This window comes from Staphylococcus sp. HMSC14D10, from assembly GCF_001808125.1.
Taxonomy (GTDB): Bacteria; Bacillota; Bacilli; order Staphylococcales; family Staphylococcaceae; genus Staphylococcus; species Staphylococcus haemolyticus.
Window position 1 is genome coordinate 99438 of the sequence record NZ_KV792266.1, and the last position, 19411, is coordinate 118848.

Annotated in this window: 17 protein-coding genes and 1 pseudogene; 7 read left to right on the forward strand and 11 right to left on the reverse strand. The window is 31.4% G+C overall.

Going from position 1 to position 19411, the window contains the following annotated elements:
- The first annotated feature begins 117 nt into the window (after positions 1-117).
- A complete protein-coding gene (locus HMPREF3134_RS09710) occupies positions 118-1269 on the forward strand; it encodes a glycosyltransferase family 4 protein (RefSeq protein ID WP_053021425.1) in 1152 nt (383 codons plus the stop codon).
- A 129-nt stretch (positions 1270-1398) separates the two neighbouring features.
- On the opposite strand, the gene HMPREF3134_RS09715 is transcribed toward HMPREF3134_RS09710, so the two are convergent.
- Positions 1399-3000, reverse strand: coding sequence for an L-lactate permease (locus HMPREF3134_RS09715; RefSeq protein ID WP_053021429.1), 1602 nt, complete (start codon positions 2998-3000; stop codon positions 1399-1401).
- A gap of 377 nt (positions 3001-3377) precedes the next feature.
- On the opposite strand from HMPREF3134_RS09715, the gene HMPREF3134_RS09720 reads away from it, so the two are divergent.
- Positions 3378-5066, forward strand: a complete 1689-nt coding sequence (locus HMPREF3134_RS09720; RefSeq protein WP_070442643.1) for a CDP-glycerol glycerophosphotransferase family protein — start codon at positions 3378-3380, stop codon at positions 5064-5066.
- Between the two features lie 179 nt (positions 5067-5245).
- Here HMPREF3134_RS09720 and HMPREF3134_RS09725 read toward each other — a convergent pair whose 3' ends face one another.
- Positions 5246-5761, reverse strand: a complete 516-nt coding sequence (locus HMPREF3134_RS09725) for a GNAT family N-acetyltransferase (protein ID WP_070442526.1) — start codon at positions 5759-5761, stop codon at positions 5246-5248.
- A 163-nt stretch (positions 5762-5924) separates the two neighbouring features.
- On the opposite strand from HMPREF3134_RS09725, the gene HMPREF3134_RS09730 reads away from it, so the two are divergent.
- Together HMPREF3134_RS09730 and tatC are read left to right on the forward strand one after the other, a co-directional pair.
- Positions 5925-6155: a twin-arginine translocase TatA/TatE family subunit gene (locus HMPREF3134_RS09730; RefSeq protein ID WP_370444502.1), complete on the forward strand. Its 231-nt coding sequence runs from the start codon at positions 5925-5927 to the stop codon at positions 6153-6155.
- The gene (gene tatC / locus HMPREF3134_RS09735; RefSeq protein WP_053022222.1) at positions 6106-6852 is read left to right on the forward strand and encodes a twin-arginine translocase subunit TatC; all 747 of its coding nucleotides are present in this window, start codon (positions 6106-6108) and stop codon (positions 6850-6852) included. The genes HMPREF3134_RS09730 and tatC overlap by 50 nt, the downstream gene beginning before the upstream one ends.
- A 68-nt stretch (positions 6853-6920) precedes the next feature.
- Here the strand turns inward: tatC and HMPREF3134_RS09740 are convergent, their stop codons facing one another.
- Genes HMPREF3134_RS09740 through efeO form a run of 3 tightly spaced genes read right to left on the reverse strand, consistent with a single transcriptional unit; the run spans position 6921 to position 10733 of the window.
- Positions 6921-8666 (reverse strand): FTR1 family protein, encoded by a 1746-nt coding sequence (locus HMPREF3134_RS09740; RefSeq protein WP_070442529.1) that lies wholly within the window; start codon positions 8664-8666, stop codon positions 6921-6923.
- Positions 8647-9873 (reverse strand): iron uptake transporter deferrochelatase/peroxidase subunit, encoded by a 1227-nt coding sequence (efeB, locus tag HMPREF3134_RS09745; RefSeq protein WP_070442532.1) that lies wholly within the window; start codon positions 9871-9873, stop codon positions 8647-8649. The genes HMPREF3134_RS09740 and efeB overlap by 20 nt, the downstream gene beginning before the upstream one ends.
- A complete protein-coding gene (gene efeO / locus HMPREF3134_RS09750) occupies positions 9870-10733 on the reverse strand; it encodes an iron uptake system protein EfeO (protein WP_070442535.1) in 864 nt (287 codons plus the stop codon). Before efeO ends, efeB begins: the two co-directional genes overlap by 4 nt.
- Positions 10734-11079: 346 nt before the next feature.
- Between efeO and HMPREF3134_RS09755 the strand changes: the two genes are divergently transcribed.
- Positions 11080-12075 (forward strand): acrylyl-CoA reductase family protein, encoded by a 996-nt coding sequence (locus HMPREF3134_RS09755; protein WP_053021444.1) that lies wholly within the window; start codon positions 11080-11082, stop codon positions 12073-12075.
- 106 nt (positions 12076-12181) lie between these two features.
- On the opposite strand, the gene HMPREF3134_RS09760 is transcribed toward HMPREF3134_RS09755, so the two are convergent.
- The 6 genes and pseudogenes from HMPREF3134_RS09760 to HMPREF3134_RS12095 all read right to left on the reverse strand — a co-directional run.
- The gene (locus tag HMPREF3134_RS09760; protein ID WP_037549998.1) at positions 12182-12583 is read right to left on the reverse strand and encodes a GNAT family N-acetyltransferase; all 402 of its coding nucleotides are present in this window, start codon (positions 12581-12583) and stop codon (positions 12182-12184) included.
- 25 nt (positions 12584-12608) lie between these two features.
- Positions 12609-13640, reverse strand: coding sequence for an NAD(P)/FAD-dependent oxidoreductase (locus tag HMPREF3134_RS09765; protein ID WP_070442538.1), 1032 nt, complete (start codon positions 13638-13640; stop codon positions 12609-12611).
- A gap of 196 nt (positions 13641-13836) precedes the next feature.
- Positions 13837-14253, reverse strand: coding sequence for a DUF2871 domain-containing protein (locus tag HMPREF3134_RS09770; RefSeq protein ID WP_011275005.1), 417 nt, complete (start codon positions 14251-14253; stop codon positions 13837-13839).
- Between the two features lie 204 nt (positions 14254-14457).
- Complete coding sequence (locus tag HMPREF3134_RS09775; RefSeq protein WP_070442541.1) at positions 14458-15069, reverse strand: YcnI family protein; 612 nt, start codon at positions 15067-15069, stop codon at positions 14458-14460.
- A 13-nt stretch (positions 15070-15082) separates the two neighbouring features.
- A complete protein-coding gene (locus HMPREF3134_RS09780) occupies positions 15083-16330 on the reverse strand; it encodes a copper resistance CopC/CopD family protein (RefSeq protein ID WP_070442544.1) in 1248 nt (415 codons plus the stop codon).
- Positions 16331-16574: 244 nt separating this feature from the next.
- Positions 16575-17204: pseudogene (locus HMPREF3134_RS12095) on the reverse strand (MATE family efflux transporter); the annotation flags it as partial.
- Between the two features lie 556 nt (positions 17205-17760).
- Here HMPREF3134_RS12095 and HMPREF3134_RS09795 point away from each other — a divergent pair.
- Both HMPREF3134_RS09795 and HMPREF3134_RS09800 read left to right on the forward strand, forming a co-directional pair.
- A complete protein-coding gene (locus HMPREF3134_RS09795; protein ID WP_070442547.1) occupies positions 17761-18375 on the forward strand; it encodes a TetR/AcrR family transcriptional regulator in 615 nt (204 codons plus the stop codon).
- Between the two features lie 31 nt (positions 18376-18406).
- On the forward strand, positions 18407-19348 hold the full coding sequence (locus HMPREF3134_RS09800) for a magnesium transporter CorA family protein (protein ID WP_070442550.1): 942 nt from the start codon (positions 18407-18409) through the stop codon (positions 19346-19348).
- The last annotated feature ends 63 nt before the right edge of the window (positions 19349-19411 follow it).

A 19411-nucleotide genomic window follows, 5' to 3' on the forward strand; every position in this document is an offset into this window, starting at 1 on the left:
ATCTTTTATCTAGAATAAAGGATAGACATCTAATATCTTAGTTAGCATTGGCTATTACTATTAGACACATCTCAGAAATGCTATAATTTTCTATTATGAATTATTTGAGGTGTAACTATGAAATCATTCACATTTTTCATGCATAATATTTATGCATTAGGTGGAACAGTTAAAGCAGTTTCTGAATTAGCTAATACACTTGCCGACAAAGGACATCACATAGAAATTATTTCTGTGTTTCGAGCTCAAGACGAGCCTTACTTTGAAATAAATGACAAAATAAAAATAAAGACATTAGTAGACTACCGTTTAAAACCTCAGAACACTAAAGCAATAATGATGAATCGTTTAAATAAATATACTTCACTATTGAAACCAAAAGAAATAAATCAGTTTGAACCCGGGTTAAATCAATTTTCCAAATATGTAGAACATAAAATGATTAAAGCAATTAAAAAAGTAGATACAGATGTACTCGTAGGTACTAGAGCGAGCTTTAATATTTTAATTTCAAAGTATCATTCAAACGATGTCATAACTGTGGGAATGGAACATATGAACCTACATGCTCATCCGGAAAATTATCAACAAGATATACTCACTGCCTATCGCAACATAGATTTAGTCACAACGCTAACTCAACAAGATCAATTGAATTACGAGCAACAAATCGACACACCTGTTTATACAATTCCAAATATCATCAATCCAGTAAAATATGCTACTAAGAAAGAAAATATCATTATTAGTGCGGGTAGATTAGAATTTGAAAAAGGGTTTGATATTTTAATAGAAAGTGTTCGCCGTATTCAAAATGACCTTAAGCGATTGAATTTTAAAGTAGAAATATACGGTGATGGTCAAGAGCGTGGACATTTGCAACAATTGATTGATCAGCATCAATTAAATGATTTAATTACTATCTATCCTGCAACTCAACAACTTAATACCAAATTATCTAACAGTAAAATTACTGTGGTTCCGTCGAGAAATGAAGGCTTTGGTATGGTTTTATTAGAAGCTATGGCTCAAGATAATATTGTTATCAGCTTTAAAAATATACTTGGACCTGCTAGCATTATTAATCATAATTCCAATGGCTATTTAGCCAATTATGGTGATGCAGGTTCATTAGCAAAATATATAGACATCGCTATGAATCACGTCGATGAAGCTAGTCAGATGATCAATGAAGGACATGTTACTTTGAAACAATATACGCCTAACACGGTTTATGAAAAATTTATGACCGCAATTAATAACGTTTAATTCTACTTATAATTATGTTTATTTATGGGGACTGCTATGAATATTGAAAAAGCCCGTAAACGAATTTTTACAATTCATTTACGGGCAATTTTTGAAATAATTATGTCTTAGAATAATATTGTATATTAATTACAGAATTAGAGATAAGATAAATGTCCAAATACAGATGAAGATTAGTAATCCAACACTGTAACGTAATGTCATTTTAAGTAATTCTGATTCTTTACCTACTTCTTTAACAGCAGCAGTCGCAATTGCTATTGATTGAGGTGAAATTAATTTCGCTGCTACACCACCCACTGTATTTGAAGCTACTAGTAATGAACCACTTGTTCCAATTTGTTGTGCAACTGAAGCTTGAATTGGTGCGAATAATGAGTTGTTATTAACAACTGATCCTGTCATAAATACGCCTATCCAACCTAAGATTGGTGATAACACTGGGAACACGTTTCCAGCTTTAGCAATACCTTGACCCATTGCTGCACTTAAACCACCATATGTAGTGATTTTTGAGATTGCTAAGATGAAACAAATTGTTAAAACTGGTAACCATAGTTCTTTAAAAGTTACACCGAATAAACGTCCTGCATCTCCGAAACTTACTTTCTTAGCCATTAATATTGTAATAATAATTGTAATTAAAATCGCAGTACCAGTTTGACCAATAAAATTGAAACTTAACATAATTGGTTTATGAGCGACTTCACTGAAAGTACCTGGTAAATTAAAGTTAAGCACTAATGAAGATAATTTACCATTTGGTAAGAATAAGTTCTTAAAGAATGGTGCGCTCCAAATCATAACTACAACTGTTAATATAACAAATGGACTCCATGCATAGATAATTTCTTTTGCATTGTGATGTTTCACCGGTTCAGGTTCCACATCTTTTTGTACTCTGAAAATATGTTTTGGTTGGAATTTTCTAGAGAATAAAGCTAAAGCTCCCATAGTTACTAATGGTGGGATAATATCAGCTAATTCAGGTCCGTTAAATACTGTTAGTAAACCTTGTAATACTGTATACGTAACAGATACAACTAAGATAGCAGGTAATGTTTCTTTTACACCTTTTAAACCATCAATGATAAAGATAAGTAAAAATGGTATAAAGAAGTTAATAATTGCTAATGTTAATGTAGATGTTTGAGATACACCCATTGCGTGAACGGCACCTGGTAAGTGTAGTGTATCTACAACACCTACTGGAATTCCTATAGCACCAAAAGCACCTGAAGCAGCATTTGCTACTAAACATAACATTGCAGCTTGTAAAGGTCTAAAACCTAATTGAGCAAGTAATAACGCACAAATTGCAATCGGTACACCAAAACCAGCTGCACCTTCTAAAAATGCATTAAATGAGAAACCAATGAGTAATAATTGTATACGTTGGTCTTGTGAAATACTTGTAATACTGTCTTGAATCGTATTAAATTGACCAGATTCTTGAGTGATTTTATAAAGTAATACTGCCATCATGACAATATAACCAATCGGAATAATACCTTGATAGAATCCTTCTACAACACCACCTGTTGCAATGCCAAGTGGTAATTTGAAGAACGGGATAGCAATAAGTAATGTAACAACTAACGTTGTGATAGCTGCATAGATACCTTTCATTTTAAAAACGGTTAAGCATAATAAGAATAGAATAATAGGTACTGCGGCTATTAAACTAGATAATACCAAATTATCAAATGGATTAAATGTTTGAACTAACATAATTCTGACTCTTCTTTCCTTTAGTTTGTATTAATGATCACTCTAGCGATATTGACAATTGAAGTTTGACTATACTTCTAATTGTTATATTGTTTATTAGTTTGTCGACAAGTTAATAATGCTAGATTTCACAAATTTATATCTTGTGAACTTTTTCACAATAAAAATATACCATCTTTCTACTTAAATGACAATACTATATAGTACTTTTTATAAAATTTTTGTTAAATTTTCAACAAAATAAAATCCCACTATTTTTCAACGAAAATTTCCAAACATTTCAATTATATAATGATGTAATTTTTGTAAATATGAATTTTTTTTAGTCACATGGTAAAATATATTTAAGAAATTTAAGAGTTAAAGGACAATGTATGATGATTAAACAAATAAATATTTCTAACATGCGCCATCTTGCATTACAATTAAACAAAGCCAAATCAGCTGGTTTTTCACATTTCATTCCTTATTCAAATGATATTAAAATCAATCATGATATGTTGGAAGCTATAGACTTAACACATAATTCAATAGCAGTAGATTATACTTTAAATGGTTTATATTTAAATGACTGTCGTTATTTTGGTGAAGATACATTAACATTTTTATCATGGATGAAAAATATTAACCACTATCCTAATATTATTTTCAATATTGAACGTGCTTTATTACATTTATCTAAGTATAACATTAAATCTATTATGGATTTAGCCGTCATTTCTGTTTTAAAAGACGAAATTGATATAGACAATCACGTCGTTTTTAATTTCATCAATGAATGTCGAACTAGCCATGCTTTCTGGGCATCATTAGATACTTTTGATATTAAAAAAATAAATCATTTTGATTTGAACAAATTGGCATACATTCATGGTCACTCTATACCTTACAGTAAATTCAAATATCCTGGTAAAGAAGAAGAAATGCGATTTGTGGATAGTTGGCTTGTTACAACTAAGTTTAAATTACCAAAATGGCTATATAACAAAATGCAAAATCATGCATTAAAAAAACATCGTAATCTAAGCTATGTATATGATAAAGATTCTTCAAAAGTAAAAAACCATGTTGTTTTTTTAGGTTTTGATTATGGTTATAGAGGCAATTCTAAGTATTTATTTAATTATTTTGTGAAGAGAAATCCTACCACGGAAGCTTATTTCATTACTAACGATAGACGTGGACCATACTTTTTACCTACTGATGCTGAAAATAATAAAGAACTTATTGAAACAGCAAAAATTGTAGTCATTGAAAGTTATATTCCTGATGAATTCAAACCAAATGGTACTGTTATTCAATTGTGGCATGGAACCCCAATTAAAAAATTATTCTTAGATAGTAAAGAACCAGATCAAAATAAAAATATTTATAATTACAAAGCACGAAAGTATAATAAATGGCTCAAACAAGATTATCTTTTAACAGATTCTGAATCAGCTGAGGGATTATTTGAAACAGCCTTCCCTACTCAACATACTCAAATGATACCTTATGGTTATCCAAGAATTAGCTATTTACTACATTATCAGAATGATAAAAATCATCAGAAGAAAATTAAAGATGCATTAAATGTTGATCGAACAAAGCCAATTTTATTGTATGCACCAACATGGCATGCGACAAAAGATTCAACTGAATTGATGTCGATTTCACCAGAATTATTAGAAGAATATCACGTCATTTTTAAAGGTCACATAGAGGATGACATGACACTTCCAGAAGGTGCAATTGAAGCACCAAATCATATTGAAACCCAAGATTTATTATTAATATCTGATGTCGTAATTACTGATTATTCTTCAATTATCTTTGATGCTTTAACTATTGGCAAAAAAATATGTCTCTATACACCAAATCATTCATCATATCAGCAAGAGCGTGGTGTTTATGATGATGTTATGGAAAGTTTATCTAAAGTTTGGTATACAGATGAAGATTTATTACACAATAACTTAATCCATCATACATTAACTGATATTTCAAATCATCAACTCGTGAACCGTAATAACACCTCACTAAAAAGACTAACTCAACTTATGCGAGATATTATCAATAATAAATGAACAATATATAGCCTGGGACATAATTCAATGCCTCAGGCTACATATATATTGGCAGTAGTTGACTAAATTAAAAGCGCACTTGTAACAAGCTTTTTTAATTCTAGTCAACCTTACCAAGGGATGGGGCCCCGAACCCCAACTCCCCTATTTTATTAGACCAAGCTTTATTCGTTCTATAGCTAAACTTCTCTTTCCATTATTAAATCTATATCGACTACTTCACCTGTTATAAATTCATGCTGTCCAGTGACTTCAAAGCCGTGTTTCCTATAGAATGATAATGCTTGTTGATTATGTTCCCATACACCTAACCAAACTTTATTTTTATTTAGTTCTTTCGCTTTATCAAGAGCCAATTGAATAAACTTTTGTCCTCTTCCTCCACCTTGATAAGTCTTGTAGAAATAAATTCTTTGAATCTCCAAATAATCTTCACCTTTAGGCTCAGTTTGAGCATTACCGACATTAAGTTTTAAATACCCTGCAATTTGATCATTCACCTTGTAAAAATAATGAAATGAATTAGGATTATTTAATTCATTTAACAACACTTTTTCATTATAGGTTTCTTTGAAAAATTGATTAAAATCATCATCTGAATATTCTCCTTCAAACGTGTCATAAAACGTTGTCTCAGAAATTTGTCGTAAATCACTCACATCCATATTTTCAATCATTGTTATATATTCACTCATCATTCCTACCTCCTAAAATACCGCTCATTATCCATTTTTTTTTGTAACTTATTCCCTATTTACATGCCCTATGCATTAAATTCGTTTTATTTATGAACAGAGCAAATTTCTATTGATAATATTTATCAATAAGTATAAAGTATAGATGATATTATTAACAATAATGAGTGAGGTTATCAATATGTTTGTATTAGGAATTACAGGACCGACAAGTTTAGTCGTTATTAGCATAATTGCATTAATTATTTTTGGACCTAAAAAATTACCACAATTTGGTCGAGCAATTGGTAGTACTTTGAAAGAATTTAAATCTGCAGCAGAAAATATAGATACAGATGAAAGTCATGATACTCCCAGTAAAGAGTCAAAACAACAACGAGAACACATTAAATAGTAATACACTTCTAGGACACTTTGATGAACTACGATCGCGTCTCGTCAAAGTGTTCATCGCTTTTATTGTTGCAACGATAATCGTATATGTATCATCACATTGGTGGATGAAACCATTTATACACTATATTAAACGTGCACATGTAACACTACATGCATTTTCATTTACTGAAATGATTCAGATTTACATTATGATTATCTTCTTTGTAGCGTTGTGTTTAATTATACCTATTATGTTTTACCAATTATGGGCTTTTATTGCACCTGGCCTCCATGTTAATGAACGGGGATTTATTATTAAATATAGCTTATGGTGTGCACTGTTATTTATAATTGGAGTAGCATTTGCGTTTTTTATAGGATTTCCATTAATTATAAATTTCTCTTTAACATTATCTGAAGTTTTAAGTATTGAGCCTGTTATTGGTTTTAAAGCCTATTTGCATGAGTTAATACGATGGTTGCTAATTTTTGGTGTTCTTTTTCAACTCCCAACATTATTTATGGGTCTAGCTAAATTTGACTTAATCAATGTTAATGAACTAAAACACTATCGTAAGTATATTTATTTTGGTTGTTTTGTAGTGGCGAGTATTATTGCCCCACCAGATATTACTTTGAATTTATTATTAACATTGCCTTTGATTATTTTATTTGAATTCAGTATGTTTATCGCAAGAATTTCACAACGATCATAATAACTAATAAACCTCGAGTACTTGTTATCCTCACAAGTCTCGAGGTTTTATTTTACTATTCATGATAATTAGTTTGGATTAGTATTCTTTTGTTTGTTTTGGCGATTTTTTAAAATGAAGAACACAATGAACACTATATATATTAATTGAGCTACTATTGACTCAATATTAGGATAAAATCCTATAAAACCAATTGTAGGTAAACCTTCAATACCATGTTGTGGAAGTGTGCCTAACAATTGTAGTTTTTGAACACTTACACCAAGCATTTTGAATGCCATAATAAAAATTAAAATTGAAAGTACTCTAAAGATGTAATAAATTGGAATAAGTTTCACTATAAATCTAAATAATAATGCGAAGATAATTAAAATTACAATCGCTAAAGCAATACCAATGACGAAGTCCATTGTTGTAATACTGCCTATCATACCCATGTAGAAAATAATCACTTCTACACCTTCACGTAAAACAGAAATCAATCCAATTGTACCTAACAATACTAGATTACCGTTACTAATAGCGTTTTGATACATATTTTGAATCATATCATTCCAACGTTTTGCACTTGATCGTCTATGCATCCAAATACCAACGATATACATTAGAACCACTGCAATTATTCCTAGTGTTGCTTCCATTCCCTCTCGTAGTAATCCATTATTGCCTAGCGTTTGTATGAATACAACTGCTAACGTAATACTTAGTATTAAGCCTAATATTGAACCACCGATAACACTAGCTGTACCTTTATTATCTTTAACATTACGTGTCATTGTAGTTAATGTCATAATGACCAACAATACCTCTAAACCTTCACGTAAAAAGATAATCATAACATCTACAAATGTATAACCGTCTTGACCAACAGTGTCTTTGATATCATTGTTAATGTCTTTTAATCCGTCTTTAACGCGATCTTTGTTACTCTGGTCTAGAATACTTTGATAATACGGTATTTTATCTTCAATTGTAGTATATAATGAACCGTTTTTTGTTTGAATTTTCCCTTCAACATATGGCCAAATTTGAACAAATTTAGATAATGCCGCATCAGTTTGATCTAAATTATTATCTTCTATCCCTTTAATCGCTTTATTTAACTCATCATTTAGTTGCGTTACTTTATATTTATCATTATCCGAGCTGGATTGTTTTTGATCGACCGTATCAATACTTGATTTGAAGGTTGTCCAGGCATTGTCAACTTTCTTAGTATCTAAAGGTTCTTTTTGGATAGCAACACGTAGTTGCATTAAGTTCACTTCAATTTGTCCATATTCACCTTCATCATAATTTCTTATGGCTGTTTCATGAGTCGTCCAAATTTGATTTAAACTATTGTTAATAGATTGTAGCTCTGACTCATTTTTACTTTTGATTGCTTTTTTAATAGGATCATCTTTTGCAGCAACTTGTTGCTTCAATGTTTTAATTTCACCACTGATATCTTTGGTAGAAACTGCATCTTCATAAGCGATTAATGATTTAGTTAATTGTGATAATTTATCAGCTTTAGCATTCATTGAAGAGGCTTTATCTACCGCTTCAAGTTTTGACTTTACGTCTTTACCTTCTTTGTTATCTTTAATATGTAAAGATTTTACTTTTTCTTTAATATCAGCAAGTGCACTTTGTTTTTCTTTATTACTTTTATCTTTATCTTCTATAGTTGATTTTGCATCAGTTATCGCTACATACACATCACTTATTTTGCTATCATCTGCAGCATTTACTTGATGTGCTGAGACAATTCTAATAACCGTGAGAATAAGGACTAGCGCAACGACTAATTTAGTTAAATAAGGTTTCACCGATATAGCCTCCCTTTTTTACACCTGGTAACACAAGGAAGGATGCAGAACCTCGATGCGTAATATATTCATTTAACTTATCACTGTGTCCTAAATTGTTTTGAATATCGATAAATTGTTGAGTTGATTTTTGGAAACAAATAAACATTAATCCTGTTTCCAACGCCCCCGTTTTGGCATTTGTTCCATCATTATAATTATATGCACGTCGTTTGATTGATGTTTTCACTTCATGTGCTAGACGCGCATGCGCATTTGGATCGATAACATATTGACCACTACTATCTTTAGCGTCTAAATCTATATTGTCGAATTCTTTTTTACCGGTTAATGGTGCTCCGGATGCTCGTTTACGTCCGAAAGTAGCTTCTTGCTCTTCTAATGATGTACGGTCCCATGTTTCTATATGAATTTGAATGCGTCGAATAATGCAATACGTTCCATTTTTAGCCCAACCGTCGTCAATGAAGACATACTTTTTAAGCTCGTTATTTTTGCGAGGATTAACTGTACCATCTTTAAATGCCATTAAATTTCTAGGCGTTTCTTCTAGTTTGCCAGAGACAAAACCATTTTGTGACCATTTCATTTTAACAACATCTCTAAATGATCGAATTAAGTTGTGAATCGCATGGAATGTTACTTGTGGATCATTTGAACACGCTTGAATCATGATATCTCCATCACTGTATTCATCATCTAATTGGTCATTAGGAAAATGTGGTAAATCTTTAAATCCAGATGGGATTTTTGATGACATACCAATCTTTTTCAAAAATGATTTACTAATACCGTATGTCAATGTTAATTTACTAGCACCTAATCCAATTGATTCTCCAGTATCAACAGGGGGTAATAATACATTTTGACTATCTTTTTCAGCAGGTGCACCATCAGTCATATTGACTGACATTTGCGTCCACTTCTTAAACATGTCTTTAATCGCTTGTTTATCTTTAGTCTTTAACTCTAATGCAACGAAGTTACAATTTTTTTGTGTCGGTGTTGTAATACCTGCTTGTACACGTCCATAAAATTCAAATGCATCTTTATCTTCATTCTCAGGTGTATCGAACATCGATTTAAATGAAAAAATACTGCCTGCGCCACTAGCACCGATAACCACACCAGCGCCACCTATTCCTAACATTTTTAGAAAAGAGCGACGAGATACTTGGTCACTTTGATTATGATCTACTTTACTCATTCTGTAACCACAGCCATTTTACTTAGTGGTTCACCAAGTGAATTTACAGCATCTGATAGAGCTTTTCTATCTTCTTTAGTAACTGCACTATAATCTTTGAAGCCGTCACCGTCTTTATACTTGTCTAATAGTTGGTTAACTTTATCAAAGTTCTTTTGAATATCAGCACTTAATTTTTTATCTTTTTTATTTAACTCAGGTTTAAACAATTCGTAGATTTTTTGTGCACCTTCGATATTAGCTTTAAAATCGTATAAGTCTGTATGTGAGTAAATCTCTTCTTCACCTGTAATTTTTGAAGTTGAAACTTCATTTAATAAATCAACTGATCCTTGTAACATTAATTTAGGAGTAATATCTAAAGTATCTGCTTTCGCATCTAATTCTTTAGCATCTTTTAATAATTGATCAGCATCTTTTTTAGTTGTTTCATCTATTTTATTATCTTGATAAAGTGATTTCTCAATCTTATGATAACCTGTCCATTGATCTTCTTTTTTCTCTTCTTTCATATCTGCTAAACGAGCATCAATCTTAGGATCTAAATCACCAAAAGCTTCCGCAACAGGTTCTGATCTTTCATAATACATACGTACTTTAGGATATAATTCTTTCGCTTTATCCATATCATCTGCTTTTATAGCTGCAACAAATTTTTCAGTTCCATCCAAAAATTTATCAAGTTGACCATCTGTATACTTCTCATATTCTTTAGTTGCTTTTTGTAAAGCTACTTTGTTATCCCCTTTACTACTCTGCGATTGCTTATCTTTATTACTATTATCGTCACTATGACTATTGTTGCCACAAGCCGCTAAAAATAAAGAAGATGCTAATAAAATAGTTGGTAATTTTTTCATTATGTATTCACCTCAATATAGTTTAGAAGATTATCATTTGAAGATGAATCGTGTAATTATGTATACATCATATTTAACACCAACTTAATATCGTTGTTATGTCGTCTTTTATATTCATATAAACACTTTTATTTTTTCAATTGATAATCATTATCAAATTTATTATAGGTTTAGCCCAATAAAGTGTCAATAACAATTCAAATACATTTTTAAATAAAAATTTTTTTATTTTTTGAAGCCAAGAGACTTTTAATTTACCTTATATTTATAAGGCTTTAAAGCATACAATTGGTTTATTAAGGGTATAAAATAAGCACTAATACAATATATAAAGGAGTCACATAATATGAGTAATCAATTTAAAGCTTTTTTAGTGGATAAAAACAACGATGGAAGCGTTAATAGTGACTTTACTCAGTTAACAACTGATGATTTACCTGAAGGTGAAGTCTTAATCAAAGTTCATTATTCAGGTATTAATTATAAAGACGCATTAGCTACAACGGATAATAATCAAATCCTTAAATCTTATCCTATGGTTCCTGGTATAGATTTAGCTGGTACCGTTGTTGAATCAGAAGATCCAACAATTAATGAAGGTGAAGAAGTCATTGTAACAAGCTATGATATGGGTGTAAGTCATTATGGAGGATTTAGTGAATACGCACGTGTAAATTCCGATTGGGTAGTTAAATTGCCTGATAATATGACTTTAGAAGAAGCTATGATTTATGGTACAGCAGGCTATACTGCCGGTTTAGCTATTGAAAAATTGGAAAAAGCTGGTTTCATGACACTGGAGGGCGGCAAAGTACTTGTACGTGGCGCATCTGGTGGTGTAGGCGCATTGGCAGTGCTTATGCTTTCTAATTTAGGATATAAAGTAGTTGCTAGTACAGGAAACAAACATGCGGGTGACAAACTAGAAGCTTTAGGGGCGAATGAAATTATTGATCGTATTACAGATAATGATGAAAAGCCATTAGGTTCAAGAACTTGGCAAGCTGCCATTGACCCTATTGGAGGAAATGGAACACCTTTTGTCACTAATCGTATAGATAATAATGGTGGTGTCGCACTAATTGGCTTAACAGGTGGTGTTTCTTTTGATACAACTGTCTATCCATTTATTTTAAGAGGCGTAAGTCTAGTTGGTATAGATTCTGTATTCACACCAATGAAATTACGTGAACGTGTTTGGAGACGTTTAGCAACTGACTTAAAATCTGACAAACTTCATGATATTAAAAAAGTCATTTCATTTTCAGAATTACCAGATGCGATCTCAACTGTTTTAAACCACGATAATTTCGGTCGTATTATTATTGATTTTGATGCATAGTTAAATCGAAAAAAACACTAGGACAATCCAGTCTCAATATCATAGAATGAAACAATATAAAAACATGTTTTTCTATGATTTCGATTTGTCCTAGTGGTTTTTTTAATTAAAACACGATATACATGCCACCTGATTTTGGCTCAGTAGTCTTGAATCCAAATTTTTCGTATAGTTTGTCAGCTGGATAGTCTGCTATCAAACTAACATAAGTTCCCTTTTCAGCTACGGAATTAATATATGCCATTATTTTTTTCAAAATAAGCCTACCATAGCCTTGTCCTTGATAATCTGGATCAACGGCTATATCTACAATTTGAAATGTCGTTCCACCATCACCTATAACTCTGCCCATTCCAATCAATTGTTGATTTTCATAAATCGTAATATTGAAACAGCCATTTGGTAAACCGTTTCGAGCTGCAGTTTCTGATTTAGGGCTCATTCCTGCTTTAACTCTTAAGTCACAATACGCTTGAGCCTCTGGTGGCTCATTAGAATATCTAATCATTATTTTCTATCCCCTTAATATAATCTCATAAATATTGATTAATAACTTTTTTATTTGATTCTTTGAATACATCATTGTGACTTGAAACATATCCTTCTTTGTATGCATCAGGGTCAATGTAAGTTTTAGCTAAGTTTGCTGCATTTCCAGCATCACTAAACGCGCTAGCAATGAGGTGTACTTTAGCATCATGATGTACGATATCCCCACAAGCAAAGATGCCAGGAATATTTGTTGACGTGTTGCCAAAGCCTTTAACACGATATTCATCGTATAAATCAAGTTTAGATGTACAGTCTTTAAGTAGTGGATTCTCATGATCAAAACCATGACTAACAATAACATCATCAAACGCTTGTGTCGTAACTTCTCCAGTCTCAATATTTTCAAGTTTTACTTCTTTAATACATTTACATTTATTGTCACCTATTAACTCTTTAATTTGTGTTTTAGGCAACAGGTTCACATTTAACGCTTTAAGTACACTTATCATTGCTTCATAGCCTTTAATGTCTGATTTTCTATAAACAAGTGTAATCGAATTTGCAATATTAGCTAAATCTCTTGCCCAATCTAAAGCAGTGTTACCCCCACCAGAAATTAGAATATCTTTTCCCTTAAATTTTGAGAAAGATTGCACAACATAATGTAAATTTGTTAAACGATAACGCTCTGCATCTTTAATTTGAAGAGGCTTAGGATTAATAATCCCTCCGCCGACAGCAAATATTACAGCTTTTGAGTCATAAATTTTTCCGCTATCTGTTTCTACTTCAAAGTGTCTTTCTTCTATTTTGCGTATATCTGTTACACGTTCGTTCAAATTAACTTTAGGGTTAAAATGTAAGCCTTGGTTAATCATATCTTTAATGATTTCATTGCAAGGTTTAGGCGCTACACCACCAATATCCCAAATAATCTTTTCTGGATAGATTTGCATCTTTCCACCTAATTTATCTTGTACGTCAATGATTCGCACAGACATTCCTCGTAAACCAGCATAGAAACTCGCAAATAATCCAGCAGGTCCACCACCAATAATAGTTACATCTTGCATTGTAAATCCTCCCAAGATTATGTCCCGTTTCGAATGATAATTATTATCATTGTTTTGCCTTAATTATACTATATGTGCATATATTATTGAAGAAAATCATATTTTAATTGCAATTCTACTTTTATTAGCTAAAAAAAGACTTTTCATCAATAACACGATTGTGCTATTAAAAATGAAAAGTCTCACTTCAAATCAATTAATCTCTTGGTTCTTTGAGTGCTGCTTGTCGAATTAAGAAAAATAACAATAATAATCCTGCTAGCATTCCTGTATGACCAATACCTGCAAATCCAGCAAATGCTTCTGGAGAAAAACTTTTTCCTAATACTTGGAACGTTCCTTTCGTTACCATCATACCAATGGTTGCTATAACACTAATGTTATAAACGATGAAGAACCAGTTAAATAAATAGTAACTACTTAATTTAAATACTTTTTCTAATGGTATCAGTATTAAAAACATAAACATACCTAAAATAAGTGTATGCGTATGTACAATAGATAATTGTGTATCACCCGTAAAATGATGTGCTTTTGTCAATTCTCTATAATAGAATCCGCTGAAAAGTCCCAAGATCATATAGACCAAAAATGCATATAGTAATCGTCGCATAAACAATGCCTCCCTCACATTATTATTATAATTTATTATCATCAACTTTACAGTGACAATATTTGTAATATTGAGTCACTTGTTAATAAATAGAATTATGAGAGTGAGGTACTTTAACTGAGTCAAACTTAATATACAATTCAACTCAGTTAAATAAGTTATGCCTATTTACAAAGAGACTTGGTCCTAGCCTCACTCGTAATATTATTTATTTCTTGAATGTTTAAATAATGCGACTAATGATAATATAATTGCGATGATTGACACGATCCATAAAGCAATTGAACCGCTTGAAGAAGTTTGTTCACTAGCAGTATCTTTTGATTTTTCATCTTTTACATCTACTGCATTAGCATTCTTTTTAACTTCTAACGTAGGCGCTGGGTGTTCACTATTTTCTTTTCCAGTCCATTTAACTTTATCATCGTTATCATAGGTTTGAATTGCTTTAAATGCATACTTGCCTTCATCTTTAGGGCTGGCTACAACAATTGGAAAATCCATAAATTCATCTGGCCCAATACCTTTACCTTTAGCAGTCCAAATAATTTTAGTAATGTTACCTTTTTTATCTTTATCTAATTTATACTTATAGCCCTCTACTGGTTGTATATTAACAACTTGAACTTCTTTTGGAACTTCTAATTCTACTTTTTCAGTATGATCTTTTTGTTCTACAGGAACTCTAACATCTACTTTTTCATAAGATTCTGGGTCAACTGCTTTTGGGTTTAAAGTAACATGCGCATCTGCTACTTTAAAGAAACCTAATGTAAAAAAGAGTATGAAACTTGTAGCTAATAATTTTTTTATCATCTTTTTTCTCCTTCTATGGAATACTGATTTGGCTCATAATTACTCCGACTAAAATAAGTAATATACCAATTAAAACTTCTATAATTAATGAAGATTTATTTACTCTATTACGTTTATTGAGTGCACGTGTTGTTTGCAATAATCCCAATAACATCATTATTAAAGTACCAAAAACTTTAAATAATAAGAATACCGTCCAAGTTTGCATATTTGTCCAAATTGACAAAATCTTCGTTTGATCAATAGACATTAATACACCTGAAATAATGATTATTGCTACCGCAGCAGCATTAACTTTAAATAATATTTCTCGCAATAAATCTACGGCATCTTTTTTACGTGTAAATACTGAAATCAATAAATAGCTTAATGCACCTAACCATAAACTAGTACCTATTAAATGTAGTGTTCTTAGTATGATAGACCATAATGGTACGCTTTGTGACCATGCATGTCCTGACATACTTATAGCTAGAATCATTGCAATAGATACAATCCAGTACCATGATTTCTCCATGTTTCTTAAGACGAATAAACCACTTAAAACAATTAAAGCAATGGCACTTAATATGTAAGGGAATTGTGTTATTGCACTAGGCTCAAGGGATAATATTGCATCTAATACATCCGAAGACAATGTCATCAAATAAAGTACAAGTGACATCAAGTATGCCATCATCATTATTAAAGACACTGCAACATGTCTAGGAAATACATCGAATGTAGATAGGTTATTACGTCGTGCAATACCATTTAACCAATATAGACCTACAAGAATAATCGTTGCACCTTCAGCTATGTATCTGAATAATCCAAACCAGAAATTAGGTGTTTCGTAAAATGCTGGAGATGTATCAACTCCGTTAGCTGTCTTCTTACCTACTGAGAACTCAAAACGATCACTAATCTCATGACCGTCAGCAGATACTGTATGCCATTCTAATTTCTGTGTCCCTTGTTGAACTTTATCAGTAGGAAATGTAAGTGTCTTAGAATGTCCGGTTGTTGTAGGATCTATATCCCCTACTTTATTACCTTTATCATTATATATTGTGATGCCTGAGTATTCAGCGTTAACGGGTTCATTAAATGTTAACTCTATCGTATCAGGCGCTTTCGATATAACCCCATTTTGTGGTGGTGTAGTTTTTTCCAAAGTTGCATGCGCAGATGCGACATTATGAAGTATCGGAATTAACAATAATAAAAACATCATTATCAATGCCAAAGCTACTTTAGAACTTCGCTGTAAATTCACCATTGACGTCCTCCCATAAAATTTTGCTCATTTACTTATGATAAAATAATGCGTGCTATTTAACAATAATTATTCTAATTTGCCACTTTTTATCCAAAAATAAAAGCGAGACTGAAATCGATATCATTTCATCCCCTCGCTTACCCAATTTATAAAATTATAGATTATAAATAACTTATTGTTAGTACTATTGACGGTTTCAATTCATTTAGCCAGTAGTTTTTCGGGCTAAAGCCACTATCCTATGTTATTCCGCTTCAATTAAAGTTGCTTTATCAACTGTTAATCGATTTCTTAATGAATACACAATAAACATAGCTAAAAATGCACATACTGTTTCAGCTATTAATAATGACCAAATGACACCACTTAAGACAAATAAGCTATTTAAGACAAATAAAACTGGAATAATAACTATTCCTTGTGCGATTGCCATTATTATAGCCCCACGACCCTGTCCAGTAGCTTGCAGCATGCCAGTAAATAAAAATCCAATGCCATTTAGAAGTAATGATGTCATAGTCACTTTTAAAATAAATGTAGCTAGAATAACAATTTGAGGATCAGTACTAAATAATTGAACAATTGAATGTCCGGCTACAAGAACGACAGTCATGCAAACTGTAAATATAACAGCAATAGACACGATGACCACTTTAATGGTATCTTTCATTTTTGTTTTATTAGATACGAAATTATATGCAATTAGAGGTACAACACCTTCTGAAAGTCCCATTATGATTAGTTCTGGGAATTGAACAAGTCTAAATGAGATGCCGTAACTTGCTATCGCATAGTTACCATATGTTGCTAAGAATAAATTAACGACTAAACCAGTTACTCCCATTAGAACTACCATCAAGAAGGCTGGAATTTCACCAGATTCAACTTTTTCCTTCATTTCTGCTTTTTTACTATCCATTACTACTTTTTGCGTTTTACTCATTGCATTTTTTGAAAAGTCTTTGTTAAAAATAGCTACCCCATAGTATTTTTCATCTTTAAGACCTTTTTTAATATCTGATTCTTTATCAACTTTAACCCACTTAACAGTATCAGAATCACTATCCATTAATTTATCTTCAATTTTTTCCCGATATTTACTTTATTACCTTGAATGTCTACACCTTTATCATTGTTTACAACGGCTATTGGTATTTTTTTGGTTTTGGATTAAACGCTGGATAAAAAGCCAAAGAGAATATAACTAATAATAATATCGCTGCAATAGGTGCAAGCCATAATAGTTTGCTTTTAAAAATATTCATGAAATCTAACCTCCTAAAATTTATTGAACAATGTGTTGAATATTTAATACCTTGTAAATTATAATGAGATAGTCAAAAATAAACAATAATCAATTATTCAAATACCTTACATTATTGAACAGATTGTAAATTTTTGTCTATTTACTATTAGGAGGTCGATATTTAATGAAGGAAGACAGGAGAATAAGAAAGACAAAATCAGCTATTAAACGTGCATTTACAGACCTTTTAAAAAAGAAAGACCTCGACAAAATCACTGTTCAAGATATTTCAAATCAAGCAGATATTAATCGTGGTACATTTTATTTACATTATGAAGATAAATACATGTTATTAACTGATATGGAAGATGAATGCATTTCACAAATTTGGCCATCAACTCAATTTAATCAACTCGACACTAGTACACCAGAAAATACAGCTGATGATTTTATTAATAATATTTTGACCAAAGTATTACAACATATCTCCGATAATATGGACTTTTACCATACGATTCTTCAATTAGAACGTAAAAGTAGACTTGAAGAAAAAATTCATTCCTTAATGAAAGAAAATATGCAAAAATATATTAGTATTGACCATGAGATAGATGGTATACCTGAAATGTATTTTCATAGTTATGTTTCAGGTGCTACTATTTCAATCATCAAATATTGGGTACAAGACGATAGTCGTATTTCTGTAAATGATTTAACAAAGTATATTTTTAATATTATTTATAACGGTCAATTACGTATTATGATTCAAAATCATTATGAACGTACCCAATCCAACTGAGACTAAATGAATATGAAAGGAATCATTAACCATGCTAACTGCATATAAACATTCAACTAACAATGACATCGTTGAAACAACTCTAGATCACTCTGCATCATGGATTAATGTTGTAGAACCTGAAAGAGAAGAAATTGAACAATTAATTGAAACATATAATTTGCCCGAGGATTTTATTCGAGATCCATTAGATGCTGATGAAAGCGCACGTATTGAATATGATGACGATACAGGCTATTCCCTTATCATTATCGACTTACCTATTGTAAGTTCTACGCACCGTCGCGTCTTATCTTTCGTTACAATCCCATTAGGAATTGTTATCGGAAAAGGACTTATTTTGACAATCTGTGATGCTGAAAATGAATTCTTAGAGAATTATGCACGACAAGATGATGTTAATTTAAATTTTCATAGTCGCTTTGCGCTAGATATTTTATTAACTATTTCAAACCACTACAACAGAAATTTAAGACTTTTAAATAAATCACGAATCCGCATTGAACGTGAACTAAAAAATAATATTACCAATAAACAGCTATACAAATTAATGGAAGTTGAAAAAAGTTTGGTATACTTTCTAGCTGCTTTAAAAGGGAATGATACAATTATTAAAAAACTATTCCGTTTACCTGCCATAAAACGCTTTGAAGAAGATGAAGATTTATTAGAAGATTTAGTGATTGAAAATAACCAAGCGATTGAAACGACAGAATTATATACTGGCATTTTAGAGAGTATTACGACTTCGTATTCCTCATTGTTATCTAATGAAATGAATAATATTATGAAGACACTTACATTATTTACAGTATTACTCACATTACCAACACTTGTGTTTAGTTTCTTCGGTATGAACGTTCCGCTTCCACTCGATGAGAAAAGTTATTCATCATGGCTCTTCATCGTAGGAATTTCACTCATTCTCGTGACTATAATAAGTATCTTCTTATGGAGAAAACAAAAATTATAATTATAATAGATACAAAAAAGCCTGGGGCATAATCAATGACTCAGGCTAAAAATATATATTGGC

Bases quoted from the DNA above. Each gene is read 5' to 3' on its own strand.
- HMPREF3134_RS09730 (WP_370444502.1), top strand. From the start codon at position 5,925: ATGAGTGAGGTTATCAATATGTTTGTATTAGGAATTACAGGACCGACA.
- HMPREF3134_RS09795 (WP_070442547.1), top strand. From the start codon at position 17,761: ATGAAGGAAGACAGGAGAATAAGAAAGACAAAATCAGCTATTAAACGT.
- HMPREF3134_RS09765 (WP_070442538.1), bottom strand. From the start codon at position 13,640: ATGCAAGATGTAACTATTATTGGTGGTGGACCTGCTGGATTATTTGCG.
- HMPREF3134_RS09760 (WP_037549998.1), bottom strand. From the start codon at position 12,583: ATGATTAGATATTCTAATGAGCCACCAGAGGCTCAAGCGTATTGTGAC.
- efeB (WP_070442532.1), bottom strand. From the start codon at position 9,873: ATGAGTAAAGTAGATCATAATCAAAGTGACCAAGTATCTCGTCGCTCT.
- HMPREF3134_RS09755 (WP_053021444.1), top strand. From the start codon at position 11,080: ATGAGTAATCAATTTAAAGCTTTTTTAGTGGATAAAAACAACGATGGA.
- HMPREF3134_RS09800 (WP_070442550.1), top strand. From the start codon at position 18,407: ATGCTAACTGCATATAAACATTCAACTAACAATGACATCGTTGAAACA.
- HMPREF3134_RS09715 (WP_053021429.1), bottom strand. From the start codon at position 3,000: ATGTTAGTTCAAACATTTAATCCATTTGATAATTTGGTATTATCTAGT.
- HMPREF3134_RS09770 (WP_011275005.1), bottom strand. From the start codon at position 14,253: ATGCGACGATTACTATATGCATTTTTGGTCTATATGATCTTGGGACTT.
- HMPREF3134_RS09725 (WP_070442526.1), bottom strand. From the start codon at position 5,761: ATGAGTGAATATATAACAATGATTGAAAATATGGATGTGAGTGATTTA.
- HMPREF3134_RS09710 (WP_053021425.1), top strand. From the start codon at position 118: ATGAAATCATTCACATTTTTCATGCATAATATTTATGCATTAGGTGGA.
- efeO (WP_070442535.1), bottom strand. From the start codon at position 10,733: ATGAAAAAATTACCAACTATTTTATTAGCATCTTCTTTATTTTTAGCG.
- HMPREF3134_RS09720 (WP_070442643.1), top strand. From the start codon at position 3,378: ATGATTAAACAAATAAATATTTCTAACATGCGCCATCTTGCATTACAA.
- HMPREF3134_RS09775 (WP_070442541.1), bottom strand. From the start codon at position 15,069: ATGATAAAAAAATTATTAGCTACAAGTTTCATACTCTTTTTTACATTA.
- HMPREF3134_RS09780 (WP_070442544.1), bottom strand. From the start codon at position 16,330: ATGGTGAATTTACAGCGAAGTTCTAAAGTAGCTTTGGCATTGATAATG.
- tatC (WP_053022222.1), top strand. From the start codon at position 6,106: ATGATACTCCCAGTAAAGAGTCAAAACAACAACGAGAACACATTAAAT.